The organism is Bacillus sp. 05T22, assembly GCF_056396765.1.
Window position 1 is genome coordinate 1 of record NZ_JBFTMC010000038.1, and the last position, 18266, is coordinate 18266.

An 18266-nucleotide genomic window follows, 5' to 3' on the forward strand; every position below is an offset into this window, starting at 1 on the left:
TGGTTATATAAAAATTCACCATGTTTTGTTTCACTCTTAATACCTTTTAAAACGACTTGCAAATGATATTTCTTATACTTTTCAGTTTTACGATAAAAAATCGTTTCTCTACCAGCTTTGCAATAAAGATCCCCAAAAGACTCATCTGAAAAAATAAAAACTATTACATTACTGTTTTTGTAGATAACCTTTCGGACACGTCCATATAAATCTATATACTTAGGTTCATTAATCATTTTGGGATTCATTTCCCTTCCCTCTTTTCCTTGCCCGATACTTTTTCATTCGTTCTCTAGTCTTTTCACGATCTACAATCTTTTTACACTCTGGACAATACTTTTGAGCAAATGAACCACAATATGCTAGTGTATTTTCGCACCTATAACATATGCCAGTATTTATTGTTTGTCCGTTTTTTGACACCTTTTTATATTTCATTTTAAATACCTCGATATTTTGATAAATCTTTTTAAACCTTCCTAAAAATCGCTAAATGTTACGAATATACCACCCCCCATGTAAAAATGCCTGTGTGTTACACGAAGCTCCCCCCTCGGTCCCCAATAGACTGTTTTAATTATTTTTTAAGTGGGGGGTATTTTTTATATATTGACTCTAAAACTTTAGCAAACTTAATCCTTTTCATAATTTCAGCATGTTTATGCTTTATGTAATCTGGATTGTAGTTTAGTTCACTTCCTATAGCATCTAATGTCATTCCATCTCTATATTTCATCTTAAGTATTTTATTTTCTACTCCTTCAAATTTGTTCATTAAATCAATTAACATTTGTAATTTTTGTTTTTTCAAAAGTAACTCTTGTTTGACTTGCTTAATAACGTCTTCCACTTCTACATTACTTAAATCACCGGTTAATTTATCTTCAGGTAAATCGCAGCTGATCTGACGTTTTAATTCAAAGTTTGTTCTTTCCGATTTGTATTCTAAATACGTAACTTCTTCTTCTAATTTTTTATAATCATTTAAACAAATCAATTATCCATCACCTACTTAGATTCAATTCTCTTTTCTAATAATCTCTTTACCCGATAGTTTCATCTTCTTAAGGACATAGCCTGTACGAATATAAGGACTATCTTCCTCAAAACAATGTGCATCCCTGTGTCCTTCACCTGTTCCGTGATGATGAAACTTTCTACAGTATTGACACCATGTACTAAGATTTCCTTTTTCATCACGTTCAATTGCTAATACGATTGGAGCTTTTTTAGTTGCCATTTACTCATCTCCCTTTTTGGTAATACGTGCTTATTACTTTTTGTTAAAACCTTGAAATGCTTACGGCTCTAAGCTTTATTGCCTTTTCTATAAAAATATCAGTAGTACGAGTAATAATAATGTTTTGGACGTATTACCTTATTCCCCCTTACTCCCACAAGGGATTTGACTTATCGGTAATAAAAGTAATACATTTTTAAAATCAAAATACTTACATATATAAACTGAAATTTTTCGTTTTTTTTAAATACATATATATCAAAATCCTTATTACTTTTATTACTTTTATTACTTTTACTGATTCATCCCTTGATTTATAAGGGTTTTGAACAGTAATAAGAAATTTTAAATAAGGTAATTCCCTATTACTCTTATTACTACTAATCTGAAAAATCTATATTAGCTTCATAAAAGTCAAACCCTAGTTCTCCTACAAGTTCCATATTTAACGGTATACCATTAAATTTCTTGCCCTTATGGCTTACAAGTTTGTAATCAACTACTTTACTTCCTTTTTCAACTGGAATTGTCATGCCTCTCTTTAACCATTCACGTCTTACTTGCTTTTCTTCAACACTTAAGAAATCGGTAGTATAGGCTGGAGTCAAAAACAATTGTCTTTGCTTATCTTTATAAATTGCTTTAATAATCTTAGGCATATAATCATAAAATATATTTTGTCTACTACTATCCAAATCCGTAAGTATCTCTTCTAAAAACTGCATAGGCTTATCAATCGCTTTATTTTCTTCTGCTATATTATCGAATAGTGATGAAATAGCCTTTAGATCAATATCAAAGTCCAGTTTGTTTTTTAATATACTTCCTGTAAAATGGACTGCTGCATAGTACCCAGCTAATCGGTTTAATACTTCGTTACCTTTCGACTTCTCTATATAGTGCTTTCTAAACTTGTGATACTCTGTAATAAGTTCCTTTTTTTCTTTAATCCACACTTGCAAGAAGTCTATGCCTATTGCTCCATAATTGCTTTCCATAGCTTCATAAAGTTCCATAATATTGCTATGATCTTTCTTTAATGGCTCGTCAATTAATGGGATAATCCTTGCTGCAGCCCCACCTTGATTTTTGGCATATTCATTTAAAGTTACTTCACCTGTACTTAATAAAATATTGTTCCAAGTATATTCACGCTGACTACCTTTTAATGAACCACGACCTTTTGAACGTCCACCGCTAAACTGATAAATAACATCTCTTAATATTCGTTCATCCGCTTTACGTGTATCGTCCAGTAGCAAAGGAAAACTATTTAAGTATGATGCCTTTCTTTCAATAGATACCTTTGTTGCATTCCATTCACTCATTAGGTTTTCATTTCCCCATACACTGGCTGCCACCTTTAATGTAGTGGTTTTCCCCTGGGAGGTTGTCCCACTTAAATCAACAATGAAAGGTTGTAAGCGTAAATCTTTAATAATGACACTCGCAAAACTAGAAAGTACAAAAAATACCGCCTTTGGTTGCTGCTTAATTCGTTCAAATACTTCTTTTTTCCATGTATCACTTGTTCCTTTTACTTCAAAAGCTTCAAGTAGTTGTTTCTCACCATGATCTATTGCCATAATCTCAACATCTTTAGTAACTAAGGGATGGATAAAAGTATCCTTTATATGTCCTAAACGTTCTACCGCATAATGTTGTTCTATATTATTAATCAATAGATATTGGTCAAAATAAGTAATGATTTTTTTAACGTTATTATCATTAACAGAAAAACCTTTATCACTTAGTTCTAATAATTCTTTTCTAACAGCAATAGTAGAAGCTGGCACAACTTCTCTTACCGTTCTATTGCTTTCCTTCCATTCAATTTCATAAAGCACTTGTGGACGTTCTATGTTATGGAATTCCTTTGTAATATATGGTGTTTTACGTGATACAAGCTTTGTTATTACATTTCCATCCTTATCCTCTCTTTCCTCAAAAAGTGTAGCCTTTTCTCCCACTTTAAAAGGTTTAGGAATAACTTTATTTTTGCTTATACCATCTACATGTACTTCAAATCCCATAATTTCATTAGGTGCTTTTCTTTTTCTTTCGCCCACTTTTTTAGAAGCTGACTCAACCTTTTCCTTTATAGAATTGAATGGAAAATCATTTTTGTACGGTACAAAATATTCATAAGCTAATTGCAGGCTCTCCAATACGTCTTTTTTACCTACACCGCATGTTAATAATCTCCTTGCGAGGTCATAAAAATCCCCGTCTCGTGATCCGTTACTTTCATATGGGTAACCCATAGGTGAAGGTGTTTTTTGAGCATTCCAAACTTTATATAAGTAATGTGGTAGCTCGTCCAATCCTCCTATACTTTGAGATAGTACATAACGCCCTTCAGTATTTTCGGTTGGGAATACGATATAGCCTTTTTCGGCAGCACGTGTATCTTGTGTTAAACCTAAACGGTTAACATATTTCTGATATTGGCCTTGATTAAGCGTTGTATCCATCTCGCCTTTAAAAATAAACTGTAATCCATTAGGTGTTTTAATCGCATGATGATTTATATTTTCACCCTCAAGAAGTTCTTTCAATAACTCTCCTTCTTGCGTGTTATCAATATCTACTAAATAAAAGCCCTTTGGTATCCTTACACCTATCCAGCCGCCTGTTTCTATCCAAGTGTTTATTTGTTCCTCATTTAAAGAAGAACTGTTTTGCCATGAACCTATTGGACTTTTAGCTTTCTGATAATCCCTATTTCCATTTGTGTATCCTGTAAGCTTTATAATCTTTGCACCAGGTAACATTTCATCAATTCTTGTTATATAGTGCGGCATGGTAACTTTCAAAAATGAACACCTCCTTTTGTATCTTGATAGTTTTTTTAAATATTTAGTTTCCAATAGGATTATTACCCTTGCGCTAATATTCGGTTAATCTCTTCTAAAACTTTGATCGCTTCCAGATCACCGTTCTCCGCTTTTTCTAGAATGGTATGTAATTTGTCCCTCACACTGTTTTCACATATTTCAGCAGTTATCATTAAATTATTAGCTGATAATACTCCGTTCATATGTATTCACCTCAATTTTTTTCAAATCTGAACAACAAAAAATATCACTTAATTTAATATCCTATAAACTTCTAGTTTTCACGTTTGCTCACGCTTTTTTTACTTAATTTTTTATCGTTACCAAGAATCCATAATTTGTTTAATTGCTTCCATTGTCGGTTCATAAAACCAATATCTTTTCCCACCAGGTTTACGACGTTCGAATTGTTTGACTCTCGGATCTTGAAGTATATCAAGTTCGAGGCTTGATTTAGAAATGCACGTTAATTCAGCCATTTTATTAATATCAATTGTAAAAAATGTTTGATGGATACTCTCATCAATTTTCTTTTGGATGTAATCACGCAACTGCTTTTGGTCAACATCGACATTGATTGTTGCTAATTCCATATTGAATCTCCCTTCCGCTTTGTTTGCTGTCACCAACCACTTTGATAAAAAAAATATCTTCTACTTTGAGATTCAAACCATTAGAAATTTTTGTCGCTACTACTGGTGATGGATTACGATCCCCTTTTAAAATTTGACTTAAATAAGCATGAGAGAAACCATTTTCTTTAGAAAAACTTCTTAAGCTTTTACCTGTTTTGGCGATTAAAAGCCTAGTTGTTATTTCATCTTTCAATTTTATTTCAATCATTTTTGCTCACCAACTTTTTCTTTGCTTGGTCATAGTATACAACCTATTGTTTGGCGACGTCAACCATTAATTTAAATTTGTTTGACATAAATACCACCCTAAAGTAAAATTTAGACAAATAAATAAAAGAAGGTGATTAAGATCGAATTAGGTGAATATATAAAAAAGATTCGCACGGACAAAAAGCTTTCGTTAAGAAAAGCAGCAGAATTAACAGGTATATCGCATCCTTATTTATCACAATTAGAGACAGGTAGTCATAAAAAACCATCAGCAGAAATATTAGAAAAAATAGCTGAAGGATTAGATATTCATTTTAATTATCTGTCTTATCTAGCTGGTTATATTAGTTATCCAACTATCGAAAATGATGAAACTTTAACAAATGAAGAAAAAGAAGAGCAGATAAAAGAAGCAATTCATAAAATACCTGGTAACATTTTTGATGATCCTTTTAATTCTTCAAAGACAATACCGTTAACTTCATTTGTGCCTAAATTCATAAATATTATGGATGAAGAAGACGGAGTAGAAAATCAGATTCTTACTAAAAATGAACATCTATTTGATCTACATTATCTACTGCAGATGGATGTAGACATTTGCTATAACAAAAAAACCTTAACTAGTGAGAATAAAAAAGATATCTTAAAGTTTATTGAAAACTTCATAATTAAGTAATTATAAATATCCTTTCCCTTTTAATAGCGTTTGCTCACGCACGAAAGGGTAGATAAATARTGAAACTAAATAAAACAAAGAAAGATCCTGAATTATACTATTATTTCAATGCCAAAGGTGTAAAACTATGGTGTTTTAGGCATAGATACTACGATTCACTGGGAAAAAGGCGAGAAAAATACAAACAGGGTTATAAATCTGAAAATGAAGCTTACCGAGGGCTACTTGAAGTTAAGACAAGTATCTTAAATGGCGAAGTTAAACAGGTTAAAAACTCCAATTTAACTATTTCAGAATGGTTAGATATATGGTATGAAACTCATAAAAACGAATGGAAGATCTCTTCATGTYCACAACGAGAAAATGCTATTAAATATCAAATGAAACCACTTCTCGGTAAATATAAATTAGCTGAATTAGATAAATCAACTTACAAGCGTGTTTATATTAATGAACTATTAAAGAAATATAAACCTAGTACCGTTCAACTTTTCCACAGACTTTTTAAAATTGCAATCAATGCCGCTGTGGATGATGAACTTATCCCTCGTAATAGATTTAATAAAATTACAATACCAAATGAAGAAAAGACAGTAGAAAACTTCTTCACAGCTGAAGAGTTAAATGAATTCATAGCAGCTGCTAAAAAGCACGAAAACATCACAAACTACAGCATAATTTTGTTACTTGCTTTCACTGGATTAAGAAAAGGTGAGGCACTCGGTTTACAGTGGAAAAACATTAATTTCGAAGAAAAAACTCTAACTGTAGAACGCACTCGTGATAACAAGGGAACACGCACACCAAAAACTAAAAATAGCTTCCGTACGATTTTAATTGATGATACTCTCATTAATCAATTGAAGGCATATAGAACATGGTGTAAAAAAACAAAGCTCTCTTTCGGCCTGCACTTAAACGATGATGATTTTATTTTCATATCTTATCAATCTGGAACACCTATAACAGATAACCCTTTAATGTATAGTTTTCAACGTATATTAAAACATACAACTTTGAAAAAAATCACTCCGCATGGTTTAAGACATACACATGCAACATTATTAATTAGCCAGCGGATACCAGTAAAAGTTATTGCTGATCGTTTAGGTAATACACCGCAAATGATTTTTGATATATATGGTCATTCATTTAAGGAATTAGAAGAAGAGTCAGTTGCTGCATTTAGTACAAGTTTACTTACAGCTGGGGGAACTTTTGGGGGGGATTTTTAAAATCATGCCTCGAAACCTTGATAATATAAGGGTTTTTAATACTAAGGAGTTCTACTCTCGTTAATGACGTAAAGCCGATCCTTTGGATCGGCTTTTTTCGTTCTTATAGCACTTATTAAAAAAGGATGATAACGAAAGCGAACGCTATCTTTATCATCCTTTTTTTAACTTACTCTTATATATAAAATAAAGTTTATTTATCTTCTTGTTTCTCCACATACACATAAGCATCTTTAGGATTTTTATGTACATCACTTTGTGTATTCTCCGCAAGCTGACTAGCATTTAGCAAAGAAAAGATGATGAGCGCTTCTAGTGACATTTTCTTTTACCACTCCTTTCTTTTATCTTATACATATATCATACTCCTCACTTGTGATTTCCGTATGAACATAGAAAGAAGATTAAAACAAAAAGGCTTTGAGGAGTATGTCTCCCCAAAGCCTTTTTTTATAAACCTGTATTGATTAGTAACGAATTAAGAAATATTTCTTTTTACCGCGGCGGATAATTGTAAATTTACTTTCAATACGGTCTTTTTCTGTTATAACATAATCTAATGCTTGTGTACGCTCACCGTTTACGTAAATTGCACCATTTGTTACATCTTCACGCGCTTGGCGTTTTGATGGTGAAATTTTGCTTTCAACAAGCAAGTCGATTAATACTGTATCTTCTGCACTGCGTTCTACAGATGGTACATCTTTGAAACCTTGCTCAATTTCGTTTGCAGTTAGTTCAGCTACAGAACCGCTAAATAATGCTGCAGAAATTTTAATTGCTTGCTCTAATGCTTCAGCGCCATGAACAAGTTTTGTCATTTCAGAAGCTAATGCTTTTTGTGCTGCACGTTTTTCTGGTGCTTCAGATACTTGTTTTTCTAGCTCAAGAATTTCTTCATGAGATAAGAACGTGAAGTATTTCAAGTATTTTACAACATCGCGGTCGTCTGTGTTGATCCAGAATTGGTAGAACTCGTAAGGAGTTGTTTTCTCTGGATCTAACCAAATTGCGCCGCCTTCTGTTTTACCAAACTTCGTACCATCAGATTTCGTAACAAGCGGAATTGTTAAACCGAATGCTTTCGCATCTTCTTCTGATTTACGAATTAATTCAAGACCAGCTGTAATGTTACCCCATTGGTCACTACCACCGATTTGCAGACGGCAATCGTGTTGTTGATATAAGTTTAAGAAGTCGTATGATTGTAAAATCATGTAACTAAATTCCGTAAATGAAATACCAGTCTCTAAACGAGATGCTACTGTATCTTTTGCTAACATATAGTTTAAACCGAAGTTTTTACCGATGTCGCGTAAGAATGTAATTACATCTAAGTTACCAAGCCAATCATAGTTATTAGCCATCGTTGCTGGGTTTTCTACATTTTCAAACTCTAAGAAGTTTGAAAGCTGATTTTTAATACTTTCCGTGTAGTAAGCAACTGTATCTTTCGTATTTAATGTACGCTCTGCTTTTTTACCACTTGGGTCACCGATCATACCAGTACCGCCACCTACAAGTGCGATTGGTTGATGACCAGCTAATTGGAAACGACGTAGCATTAATACCGGTAACATATGACCAATGTGTAAGCTATCTGCTGTCGGATCAAAACCACAGTATAATTTAACGCTTTCTTTTTCTAATAATTGTTGTAAACCTTCAGCATCTGTTTGCTGATTAATTAGCCCGCGAAACTCAAGATCTTGTAAAATACCCATATTCTACATACTCTCCTTTAAATTAAATAGAGCGTGAAATGTGAAAACATAAAAAAATCGCCCCTCAAATAAGGGACGATTTTGATCATCGCGTTACCACCCTAGTTGCAGGCAAAAACCTGCCACCTCATTCACATAACGGCTCAGCACCGTCTTTTCCCTTTTGAATACGATTCAATCGAAAAAAGATGCTCTAGGGGCGTAATTCGCGATCATCTATGTGCTGATTTCCACCGACCATCAGCTCTCTAAAACAGGGAAATGATCACTACTTCTCCCTTTCCACGCTCAGTTATTTATATACTTTTCTTTATACCATCATTTATATAGGCATGTCAAATAGAGGCGTGAGTTTCTTAGTCTTCCATTCCTTTACAAAGTCGCAATGAATATTGTAATAAGGGAGAGGATTGGAACACCAACTAATAGTGAAACATGAAACACAATCGATAAATCATTTCCAATAGTCGCTTCCACAGGATCTTTTGCTGGGGAGGCAAGGAATCCAAGTAATCGATCGAAGCGACTTACCGTTTTTGGAAAATCCAGTATTTCTACATGGTCGCTATCTAAATGCTGCTTTAATTTATACTCTTTTTTTAAGGGATTTTCACTCAATTTCATCCACCTCCAGCAATTGTTTCAATTTCTTTATACCATTATGAAGTCTCGATTTCACTGTTCCTACAGAAATACCTAAAACCTCTGCAATTTCCTTTTGCGGCATATCATGATAATAAGAAAGAATAAGGACCGCCCTTTGCTCTTCAGGAACTTTCAAAATCGCCTCTCTTACGGTGAGCCGGTCTTCTTCTGAAAATTCCTTCTCCTGTATTGGTACTAAAAACGGTAAAAGAGAGCGCCACTTTTTTCTTCGATTCAATTTATTAATCATAAGGCGATAACCGATTTGAAACAAATACGTTTTAATTTTCCCCTTTTCAATCTCATACATATGCTTCTTACGTTCTAACGATAAAAATGTATCTTGAACGAGATCTATACTCAATTGCTCATCACGGTTAAATCGATACAAAAATGTATATAGCGCTGGTTTCATTAAAACATATAGTTTTTCTCCAGCTTGCTTATCCCCATTTTGATACGCAAGCATGAGCTCTTCCTCACTCCCAATCTGCGCCATGTTTTTTAATCTCCTTTATTCCTTTTAAGGTTAAAGAAATTCGGCTAATTAAGTACCCACTTGCTACAAGTGTCCACACTTGTGATTGATTCGTAAAAAACTGGACGTATGGATTTTGAACCGTAAATCCGCTCGAGACTAAAATATTTAATACTTGTACGCATATGCACGCATACACCGCAAGACAGACAGAAATTGTATCAAATACATTCCAGCGAAAATATATTTTTGTTTTTGTAAAATCAATTTTATATCCGTTTGTTCGAACGATATATTTCCTATCAAAAGGTATCACAATTCCAAGAATAACAATCATCATAATAACTACTACAGCACCTGAAACAATAAATCCAATTAGCATGTAGGTCGCCTCCTAATCTATCATGTCATAAACTTATACAACCGACAGAGGCAAATGGTTCAAAAGAATTTATTTTATTTTTTTAATTATTCTCGCAGGATTCCCACCAACTACAACGTTATCAGGAACTTCCTTCGTTACAACTGCACCAGAAGCAATCACCGCATTATCTCCAATCGTAACCCCTGGGTTAATAATAGCTCTTCCACCAATCCAAACGTTATTCCCAATTGTTACTGGTTTCCCAAATTCCTTGCCACTGATACGTTCAATGGGATCAAGTGGGTGTGTTGCGGTGTAAATGTGAACTCCTGGAGCTAACATACAGTTCTCACCGACTGTGACTGGACAGACATCTAAAATGACGCAATCAAAATTAGCATAAAAGTTTTCTCCAACATGAATGTTATAGCCGTAATCACATTTGAAAGAAGATTCAATATGAATGTTGTCTCCTATGGATCCAAACAATTCTTTTACTAGCAAACTACGTTCTTCAGATTTTGTTTCCGGTGTTTCATTTAATTTTCTTGTTAATATACGAGCCAGCTCCCTGTCTTGTACTAATACTGGATCAGCCGGTACGTACATTTCACCTTGTATCATTTTTTCTTTTTCTGTTTTCATAATAGCATCCCCTTTAACACGTATATATAAGTTATTTTTCTTATGATAACACAAAAAAGAAAGGTCTGAACGAAATAATACGTTCAGACCTTTCTCTGTTAATCTTCCATTGTTGATAAATCGCCTGTTGGCAAGTTTAACTCCCATGCTTTTAACACGCGTCGCATAATTTTACCACTTCTCGTTTTCGGTAGTTTATCTCGGAATTCAATTTGTCTTGGCGCTGCATGAGCTGCTAAGCCTTTTTTCACAAATTGACGAATCTCTTCTTTTAATTCATCAGATGCTTCATAACCTGCGCGCAGTGCGATAAACGCTTTAATAATCTCACCGCGCACTGGGTCTGGAATACCGATTACACCAGCTTCTGCTACCGCAGCGTGTTCAATTAATTTACTTTCTACTTCAAATGGACCAACGCGCTCACCAGAAGTCATAATGACATCATCAATACGCCCTTGGAACCAGAAATATCCATCTTCATCCATATAAGCAGAGTCACCTGATACATACCAATCTCCTGGCATGAAGTAAGATTCATATTTTTGCGGATTGTTCCAAACTGCGCGCATCATCGATGGCCAGCCCTTAGCAATCGCTAAGTTCCCCATTGTATATGGCGGTACTTCATTTCCTTCGTTATCAACAATCGCTGCTTTCACACCTGGAATTGGTTTCCCCATTGATCCGGGGCGAATTTCCATACAAGGATAGTTACAAATAACTTGTGCCCCTGTTTCTGTCATCCACCATGTATCGTGAATACGAAGGCCAAATGCGTTCATTCCCCAGCGAATTACTTCTGGATTTAACGGCTCACCAACACTTAGTACGTGACGGAGTGCTGATAAATCGTATTTCTTAATCGCTTCTTCGCCAGCTCCCATTAACATGCGGAATGCTGTTGGCGCACTATACCAAACTGTTACACCGTAATCTTGCAGTGCTTCGTACCATGCCTCTGGACTAAAACGCCCTCCTAAAACGACATTTGATCCACCTACTAACCACGGTGCAAAAATCCCGTAAGCAGTTCCTGTTACCCAACCTGGATCAGCTGTGCACCAATATACATCGTCCTCTTTTAAATCGAGCACCCATTTTGCAGTTTGATAATGCTGCACCATTGCATTTTGCGCATGAAGAACACCTTTTGGCTTCCCTGTAGAACCGGACGTATAATGAAGAATTAATCCATCTTCACGGTCTAACCATTCGATTTGTAGTTTGTTAGAAGCTTGTTCAAATAATGGATTAAACGCAACAAGTTTTCCGCCTTCTTCTACATTCTCTCCAACAAGAAAGACTGTTTTTAACGCTGGTAAATCATTAAGCGGAACACGCTCTAACAATTCAGGCGTTGTAATTAACACTTTCGCTTCGCTATCTTCTAAACGATCGCGCACCGCTCCTTCCATAAATGCTTCAAATAACGGACCAACAATTGCTCCTAATTTCACTGCACCAAGAAGTGCGAAATATAATTCTGGTGAACGCGGCATGAAAATAAAAACGCGATCTCCTTTTTCTACATCACCATAGTTTTTCAGGACATTTCCCGCTTTGTTGGAAAACTCCTTCATTTCTTTAAATGTATATTTCTCTTTGCGCACTCCATCTTGATAATAAAGTGCCACTTTATTTTTTCGATCAGATTTCGCATGTTTATCAATTGTCTCATATGCCATATTTACTCGGCCTGTTTCATACCAAGAAAAGTTTTTATTAACCTCCTCCCAGTTGAAACCTGCATATGTTTCTTCATAATCGGGCAAATTATTTTCTCCTTTAATAACTGGAAGCGTTTCTACTTTCATACTTTACATCCCCCTCCTATGTATTCTATTATCTATTATAATGATATTATTTAAAATTTTCAGTATATTTGTTGATTTTTAGACAAATTTTTACTGACAAAATTCGATTCACATCGCATATATTATAAAGTACGATAATATATAGTAGATTCACAAACCCTCAAGGTGGTGAGCAAAACATTGATTCATAAAAAAATATATAATGCAAGAAACTTAAAAACAACGCAAGGAACCTTAATCATTGAAGGTCCTGTATCTACCCATAATCTTGAAATGTGTGAATTTCATCCAGACTTAGTTGCCTTTCGTCCCGCTGATCAACAATATAAAGCGATTGTCGAAATTTCTAAATTACCAGAAGCTCGTCTCATTATCGCAAGACATGACCAAACAATTGTCGGATATGTTACATATTTATATCCTGATCCGCTAGAACGATGGTCAGAAGGAAACATGGAAAACTTAATTGAACTCGGAGCAATTGAAGTCATTCCCGCATTCCGCGGATGCTCGGTTGGAAAAAATCTATTAGAGGTTTCGATGATGGATGATCATATGGAAGATTATATTATATTAACGACTGAATATTATTGGCACTGGGATTTAAAACAAACTGGTTTAAATGTTTGGGAATACCGTAAAGTAATGGAAAAGATGATGAATGCCGGCGGACTAGAGTGGATGGCAACAGATGATCCAGAAATTTGTTCCCACCCAGCTAACTGTTTAATGGTTCGTATCGGCAACCGCGTCGATACAAATTCCATCCAAGATTTTGACCGTTTACGCTTTAAAAATCGTTTTATGTATTAAGAAAGGGGCATATGGAATGATTGTAGAAGAAATTATGAATCATGATGTAATCGCACTGCACCCAGATGATACGATAGAAACAGCACTGCGCACATTAAATGCGAAAAGCATTCGGCACATTCCCATTGTTAATCATGAGAACAATGTAGTCGGTATTATTTCTGATCGCGACGTACGCGATGCGAGTCCGTCGATTCTTGATGAACAAGTTTCAATGGATACACTTAAGCAACCGATTAAGCTAATTATGAAACAACCGGTAATGACATGCCATCCTCTTGACTTTGTAGAGGAAATTGCAACACTATTTTTTGAAAATAAAATTGGCTGTCTTCCTGTTACAAAGGGCGGAAAGCTTGTTGGAATCATATCAGAATCCACAGTATTACATACACTCGTGAAACTAACAGGTGCCCATCAGCCAAGTTCACAAATTGAAATTCAAGTGAAAAATGAACCTGGTATTCTCGGAAAGGTAGTTGCTATTTTTAGTGATTTACATATTAATATTGTGAGCGTTCTCGTCTATCCAGCAAGAGATGAGAATGATAAAGTACTCGTTTTCCGCATTCAAACGATGAATCCTCTAAGAGTGATCGAAACATTAGAGCAAAAAGGTTATCATGTCTTATGGCCAAACATAATGGGGATGCAGGCATGAAGAGTGCCTTCATTTATTCAGATGATTTTCGGGGCTATTCCTTTAGCCCTGAACATCCCTTTAATCAGCTTCGTGTTACACTCACCTACGATTTACTAGAAAAGAGTGGGCTGATTCACCCTTCTCAAGTTATTCCACCGCGAATGGCAACAGATGAGGAGATTGCTTTCATTCATACAGAGGAATACATAAATGCGGTAAAACGTGCTGGAGAAGGAAAATTAGAAAGATCAATCGCCATGTCATATGGTCTTGGAACAGAAGATACACCGATGTTTCCAAATATGCATGAAGCGAGCGCATTACTTGTTGGCGGTACATTAACGGCTGTAGATGCCGTTCTTTCAGGTCAAGTAAAGCACGCATTAAATTTAGGTGGTGGCCTGCACCACGGATTTCGCGGTAAAGCATCTGGTTTTTGCATTTATAACGATAGCTCGATTGCTATAAAATATATGCAAAAAAAATATGGATTGCGTGTTTTATACATTGACACAGATGCCCATCATGGTGATGGTGTACAATGGTCCTTTTATGATGACCCTAACGTCTGCACCATCTCACTACATGAAACTGGGCGCTATTTATTTCCTGGAACCGGCGCTGTAAACGAGCGCGGTCAAGGTGTTGGCTATAGTTATTCTTTTAACGTTCCACTCGATGCCTTTACAGAAGACGAATCTTTTTTACAATCTTATCGTACCGTGGTAAAAGAAGTCGCAGCTTACTTTAAACCGGATATCATTTTAACGCAAAACGGAGCCGATGCACATTATTACGATCCTCTTACTCACCTTTGTGCAACGATGCAAATTTATCGTGAAATTCCAAAGCTTGCTCATGAAATCGCTAATGAATACTGCGACGGACGCTGGATCGCCGTTGGTGGTGGCGGCTATGATATATGGCGCGTCGTTCCAAGAGCATGGGCACTCATTTGGCTCGAAATGAACAATATCCAAAACATCTCAGGTTATCTTCCCCCAGAATGGATTGAAGCTTGGAAAGGACAAGCACCTATTGAACTTCCCCTCACATGGGAAGACCCTAACAACATGTATAGTCCTATCCCTCGAAAGCCAGAAATTGAAGAAAAAAATGCATTAACAGTGGCAAAATCCCTTGAAATTATTCGGAATAATACGAAAAAGGCTTTATATTAAATGATAAGAATAGGGGACTTTCTCCTATTCTTTTTTATGAAAGGTGATATTTATGTGGGAACAAAAACGCTTACATACAAAGCGTGGTACTTTTGAAGTATTTATAAAAGGCGATGGTGAACCACTTTGTGTTACACATCATTATTCACAGTTTAATGAAACTGGTGATTATTTTGCAGAGAGCTTTACTCGTACTCACCGTGTATTTCTTATTAATTTAAAAGATGCTGGTCATTCTGTAAAAGCTACACAGGAAACTGAATTGAGCTTGAGCGAAGCAATTGAAGATTTAGAAGCACTAAAAGACGCATTGCAATTTTCATCATGGCATTTCGCTGGTCATTCTACAGGCGGTATGCTTGGACTCCTATATGCCGTGACTTATCCAAATTCTTTACAATCCTTAATCGTTGTAGGTGCTGCTGCTAGTAACTATACAGAAACATCCGATTGCATTTACCATCCGAATCATCCACAATTTCAATACATGCAAGACATTATGGAAGAATTGAAACTCCCTAATCTTACTCCAAAAGAGCGAAGTGTATTATCAGCTGAACGAACAAAATTATCTTTATATGAGCCAGAACGCTATAAAACATACTTCTCGAAACCGATTTATAAAACAATGGCTGTAAGTCGGATGAACGCTTTCGCTAACGAATACCCACAATTCGACTTAAGAGATCAGCTTTCATCTATTACAGCAAAAACATTAATCATTTGTGGAAATCATGACGTTCAATGTCCAGTGCAATATTCTATCGAGATGCACAAAGGTATACCTGGTTCTATCTTTATTCCGTTTGAGCATAGCAACCATTATCCTTTTTTAGAAGAAAGCGATTATTTTTCGTCTATTATTAAAACTTTCTATAAACCATTACAGCATGAAAGCAGCAAGTACTAAATCACTTGCTGCTTGATCATATTTCCAGATAATCGTTCATAACGAGCGATATGTGCTTTTACTCTTGCAACTAATTCACTTGAACTGAACGGCTTTTTAATATAATCATCCGAAGTGCTTGCAGTAAAAGAGTACTTCGGGTATATCAAAACTTTAATCTTTGTTTCCTTCTAATACGTATGCTACAGTATAGTTGCTATACAACTATACAACTTATAAAAATCCATAGCAGGGTGGGAAACTATATGAATAAACCTCGAATTGGTATGATAGGGCTAGGTAGCATCGCACAAAAAGCTTATCTTCCAACTCTTACAAAAGAAACAGATTGGATATTTACAGGAGCGTTTACACCAAATGCTGAAAAACGCAAACAAATCTGTAAGCAATATCGTATTCAAGACTTCACTAGCTTACAAACTCTCGCTTCAGAATGCGATGCAATGTTTGTCCATAGTTCCACTGCAACACATTATGAAATCGTTTCCGAACTTCTTCAAAAAGGAATCGATGTTTACGTTGACAAACCATTAGCTGCTACGGTCGAGCAAGCAGAAAGATTAGTGGAACTGAGTGAAAAACATAATCGTAAACTAATGGTTGGTTTTAACCGTCGATTTGTCCCTATGTATGTTACAGCAAAAGAACAAGCAAATGATATTTCATGGATTCGTATTGAAAAACATCGCACAAACAAAGTTGGTCCATATACATATGACTTTACAATGCTTGATGATTATTTACACATCGTCGATACAGCACGCTGGTTAGCAAATGGTAATCTTCGCGTTGTTCATAATATGCTGCAAACAAACGAAAAAAATGAACTCCTTTATGGCCATCATACGTATACAAGTTCAGCTGGTACATTACTMTCTACCGCTATGCATCGCCATGCTGGTACAAATCTAGAACAAATCGAACTTGTCACAACAGGGAAAATCATTCGTGTAAAAAACATGAATGCGCTAGAGGTTGAACAAGATAATCGCATTACACAAAGCGGTTCACCTTCATGGGGAACGACATTAAAGCAGCGTGGTTTTGAAGATGCTGTGCAGCATTTCATCAATTGTGTACAAGGGGATACAAAGCCACTAGTTGATGGAGTAGAAGGATTAAAATCCCAACAAATGCTAGATTCATTACTACAATCTACCGAAATGAAAATCACATAATTTGGATTTTATAGAAGGAAACGGATACATTTTTCAGAATTTACTTTCATTCCCATTTCCCCTTTATTTCTATCAAAAACTTCTATAGAATATGTTGATAGGAATTATAAGTTTCATACTGAATCGTGGAAAGGATGGAAATTATAAATGTGGAACGAGTTTAAAAAGTTCGCTTTAAAAGGGAATGTTATGGATTTAGCTGTCGGGGTTGTAATCGGAGCTGCTTTCGGGAAAATCGTAAGTTCTTTAGTAAAAGACATTATCATACCATTAATCGGTATGTTAATGGGTGGTATCGACTTTACAGGTTTAAAAATTACATTTGGTAAAACAGCTATTATGTATGGTAACTTCATCCAAACTATCTTTGACTTCCTAATCATCGCAGCTGCTATCTTTGCATTTATTAAAGTTTTCAACAAGCTAACATTCAAAAAAGAAGAAGAAAAGAAAGAAGAAATTCCAGAACCAACAAAAGAAGAAGTACTTCTTGGCGAAATTCGCGACTTATTGAAACAACAAAACGCTTCAAAAGACAACGCATAATTGAACGGATAAAAAGCATGCCCACATAGGACATGCTTTTTTATATCTTATAGCGTTTCCGAATTCATATGAATGAACAAAATAATACCGGCAACCACTAATATCATAATAGAACCTGCAAATAATGTAATTGCAACAAATACGAAGCTTGTGCTCAAATTCACTGAAATACTTTCAATAAAAATAGAAGTTACATACGTGATAAGGGCAATTCCTGCAAGAATACTTCCTGGAACAAAGCGCTTTAGACCATTTTGTTTTAACGTCATATATGCAAAAACAGTAGTCATACAAAGCGTAATCATCCAAAGAACGATCATCTTTTCTTCCCCCCTCACAAACCTTTTCTTTCTATTATACATGACATTTCGTAATTGTAGGAAATTTTACTGGTGAATGACCCCCTATGTCCTGCACGTGCTTGAGGAAGGGGATGAATGTTGGAGTACTGTTAAAAAGAGTATGCTAGAGGGAAGGAGATATAGA

23 protein-coding genes, 1 pseudogene and 1 other annotated feature are annotated in these 18266 nt (G+C 35.4%); of the genes and pseudogenes, 8 read left to right on the forward strand and 16 right to left on the reverse strand.

What is annotated here, in order from left to right; all coding sequences use genetic code 11:
- From AC1DIT_RS13390 to AC1DIT_RS13420, 7 genes are all read right to left on the reverse strand, one after another.
- Nucleotides 1-248: hypothetical protein (locus AC1DIT_RS13390; RefSeq protein WP_476998231.1), on the reverse strand; the 248-nt coding region annotated here is incomplete at its 3' end.
- Nucleotides 249-577: 329 nt separating this feature from the next.
- Entirely contained in the window at nt 578-997 is a 420-nt protein-coding gene (locus AC1DIT_RS13395; protein WP_016133295.1) for a hypothetical protein, read from the reverse strand.
- A 21-nt stretch (nt 998-1018) separates the two neighbouring features.
- Nucleotides 1019-1240, reverse strand: coding sequence for a hypothetical protein (locus tag AC1DIT_RS13400; protein ID WP_016133296.1), 222 nt, complete (start codon nt 1238-1240; stop codon nt 1019-1021).
- 380 nt (nt 1241-1620) lie between these two features.
- Nucleotides 1621-4056 (reverse strand): DUF927 domain-containing protein, encoded by a 2436-nt coding sequence (locus AC1DIT_RS13405; RefSeq protein ID WP_016133297.1) that lies wholly within the window; start codon nt 4054-4056, stop codon nt 1621-1623.
- Nucleotides 4057-4118: 62 nt separating this feature from the next.
- Nucleotides 4119-4280 carry a hypothetical protein gene (locus tag AC1DIT_RS13410; protein ID WP_016133298.1) on the reverse strand — a complete coding sequence of 54 codons (162 nt, stop codon included), beginning with the start codon at nt 4278-4280 and terminating at the stop codon, nt 4119-4121.
- A gap of 117 nt (nt 4281-4397) precedes the next feature.
- Nucleotides 4398-4670, reverse strand: coding sequence for a hypothetical protein (locus AC1DIT_RS13415; RefSeq protein ID WP_016133299.1), 273 nt, complete (start codon nt 4668-4670; stop codon nt 4398-4400).
- The gene (locus tag AC1DIT_RS13420) at nt 4639-4920 is read right to left on the reverse strand and encodes a helix-turn-helix domain-containing protein (protein ID WP_016133300.1); all 282 of its coding nucleotides are present in this window, start codon (nt 4918-4920) and stop codon (nt 4639-4641) included. Before AC1DIT_RS13420 ends, AC1DIT_RS13415 begins: the two co-directional genes overlap by 32 nt.
- 132 nt (nt 4921-5052) lie before the next feature.
- Here AC1DIT_RS13420 and AC1DIT_RS13425 point away from each other — a divergent pair, with 132 nt between their 5' ends.
- Together AC1DIT_RS13425 and AC1DIT_RS13430 are read left to right on the forward strand one after the other, a co-directional pair.
- Complete coding sequence (locus AC1DIT_RS13425; RefSeq protein WP_016133301.1) at nt 5053-5601, forward strand: helix-turn-helix domain-containing protein; 549 nt, start codon at nt 5053-5055, stop codon at nt 5599-5601.
- A gap of 59 nt (nt 5602-5660) precedes the next feature.
- Complete coding sequence (locus tag AC1DIT_RS13430; protein WP_476998233.1) at nt 5661-6836, forward strand: tyrosine-type recombinase/integrase; 1176 nt, start codon at nt 5661-5663, stop codon at nt 6834-6836.
- A gap of 193 nt (nt 6837-7029) precedes the next feature.
- On the opposite strand, the gene AC1DIT_RS13435 is transcribed toward AC1DIT_RS13430, so the two are convergent.
- The 7 genes from AC1DIT_RS13435 to acsA form a co-directional block, all read right to left on the reverse strand.
- On the reverse strand, nt 7030-7158 hold the full coding sequence (locus AC1DIT_RS13435; RefSeq protein WP_016116644.1) for a hypothetical protein: 129 nt from the start codon (nt 7156-7158) through the stop codon (nt 7030-7032).
- A gap of 145 nt (nt 7159-7303) precedes the next feature.
- Nucleotides 7304-8560, reverse strand: coding sequence for a tyrosine--tRNA ligase (gene tyrS / locus AC1DIT_RS13440; RefSeq protein ID WP_016116645.1), 1257 nt, complete (start codon nt 8558-8560; stop codon nt 7304-7306).
- Between the two features lie 68 nt (nt 8561-8628).
- Nucleotides 8629-8854: a binding site (T-box leader), on the reverse strand.
- Between the two features lie 78 nt (nt 8855-8932).
- Nucleotides 8933-9178, reverse strand: coding sequence for a hypothetical protein (locus AC1DIT_RS13445; protein ID WP_016116646.1), 246 nt, complete (start codon nt 9176-9178; stop codon nt 8933-8935).
- Nucleotides 9171-9704: an RNA polymerase sigma factor gene (locus AC1DIT_RS13450; RefSeq protein ID WP_016116647.1), complete on the reverse strand. Its 534-nt coding sequence runs from the start codon at nt 9702-9704 to the stop codon at nt 9171-9173. The genes AC1DIT_RS13445 and AC1DIT_RS13450 overlap by 8 nt, the downstream gene beginning before the upstream one ends.
- Nucleotides 9685-10065: a hypothetical protein gene (locus AC1DIT_RS13455; RefSeq protein WP_016116648.1), complete on the reverse strand. Its 381-nt coding sequence runs from the start codon at nt 10063-10065 to the stop codon at nt 9685-9687. The genes AC1DIT_RS13450 and AC1DIT_RS13455 overlap by 20 nt, the downstream gene beginning before the upstream one ends.
- 69 nt (nt 10066-10134) lie before the next feature.
- The gene (locus AC1DIT_RS13460) at nt 10135-10692 is read right to left on the reverse strand and encodes a maltose acetyltransferase domain-containing protein (RefSeq protein ID WP_033671531.1); all 558 of its coding nucleotides are present in this window, start codon (nt 10690-10692) and stop codon (nt 10135-10137) included.
- Nucleotides 10693-10790: 98 nt separating this feature from the next.
- Nucleotides 10791-12509, reverse strand: a complete 1719-nt coding sequence (gene acsA, locus AC1DIT_RS13465) for an acetate--CoA ligase (RefSeq protein WP_016116650.1) — start codon at nt 12507-12509, stop codon at nt 10791-10793.
- A 180-nt stretch (nt 12510-12689) separates the two neighbouring features.
- Here acsA and AC1DIT_RS13470 point away from each other — a divergent pair, with 180 nt between their 5' ends.
- From AC1DIT_RS13470 to AC1DIT_RS13485, 4 genes are read left to right on the forward strand one after another with little or no spacing between them, the layout of a single operon-like run.
- Nucleotides 12690-13322: a GNAT family N-acetyltransferase gene (locus AC1DIT_RS13470; protein WP_016116651.1), complete on the forward strand. Its 633-nt coding sequence runs from the start codon at nt 12690-12692 to the stop codon at nt 13320-13322.
- 16 nt (nt 13323-13338) lie between these two features.
- Nucleotides 13339-13983: an acetoin utilization AcuB family protein gene (locus tag AC1DIT_RS13475; protein ID WP_016116652.1), complete on the forward strand. Its 645-nt coding sequence runs from the start codon at nt 13339-13341 to the stop codon at nt 13981-13983.
- Nucleotides 13980-15146 (forward strand): acetoin utilization protein AcuC, encoded by a 1167-nt coding sequence (locus AC1DIT_RS13480; RefSeq protein ID WP_018764514.1) that lies wholly within the window; start codon nt 13980-13982, stop codon nt 15144-15146. Before AC1DIT_RS13475 ends, AC1DIT_RS13480 begins: the two co-directional genes overlap by 4 nt.
- A 52-nt stretch (nt 15147-15198) precedes the next feature.
- A complete protein-coding gene (locus AC1DIT_RS13485) occupies nt 15199-16056 on the forward strand; it encodes an alpha/beta fold hydrolase (protein WP_016116654.1) in 858 nt (285 codons plus the stop codon).
- A gap of 5 nt (nt 16057-16061) precedes the next feature.
- Here the strand turns inward: AC1DIT_RS13485 and AC1DIT_RS13490 are convergent.
- Nucleotides 16062-16169 (reverse strand): annotated as a pseudogene (locus tag AC1DIT_RS13490) (DNA-binding response regulator); the annotation flags it as partial.
- 132 nt (nt 16170-16301) lie between these two features.
- Between AC1DIT_RS13490 and AC1DIT_RS13495 the strand changes: the two are divergent.
- A complete protein-coding gene (locus AC1DIT_RS13495) occupies nt 16302-17234 on the forward strand; it encodes a Gfo/Idh/MocA family protein (RefSeq protein WP_016116655.1) in 933 nt (310 codons plus the stop codon).
- A gap of 147 nt (nt 17235-17381) precedes the next feature.
- Nucleotides 17382-17780 carry a large conductance mechanosensitive channel protein MscL gene (gene mscL / locus AC1DIT_RS13500; protein WP_016116656.1) on the forward strand — a complete coding sequence of 133 codons (399 nt, stop codon included), beginning with the start codon at nt 17382-17384 and terminating at the stop codon, nt 17778-17780.
- Nucleotides 17781-17827: 47 nt separating this feature from the next.
- On the opposite strand, the gene AC1DIT_RS13505 is transcribed toward mscL, so the two are convergent.
- Entirely contained in the window at nt 17828-18100 is a 273-nt protein-coding gene (locus tag AC1DIT_RS13505; RefSeq protein ID WP_016116657.1) for a DUF3917 domain-containing protein, read from the reverse strand.
- Nucleotides 18101-18266: the final 166 nt, after the last annotated feature.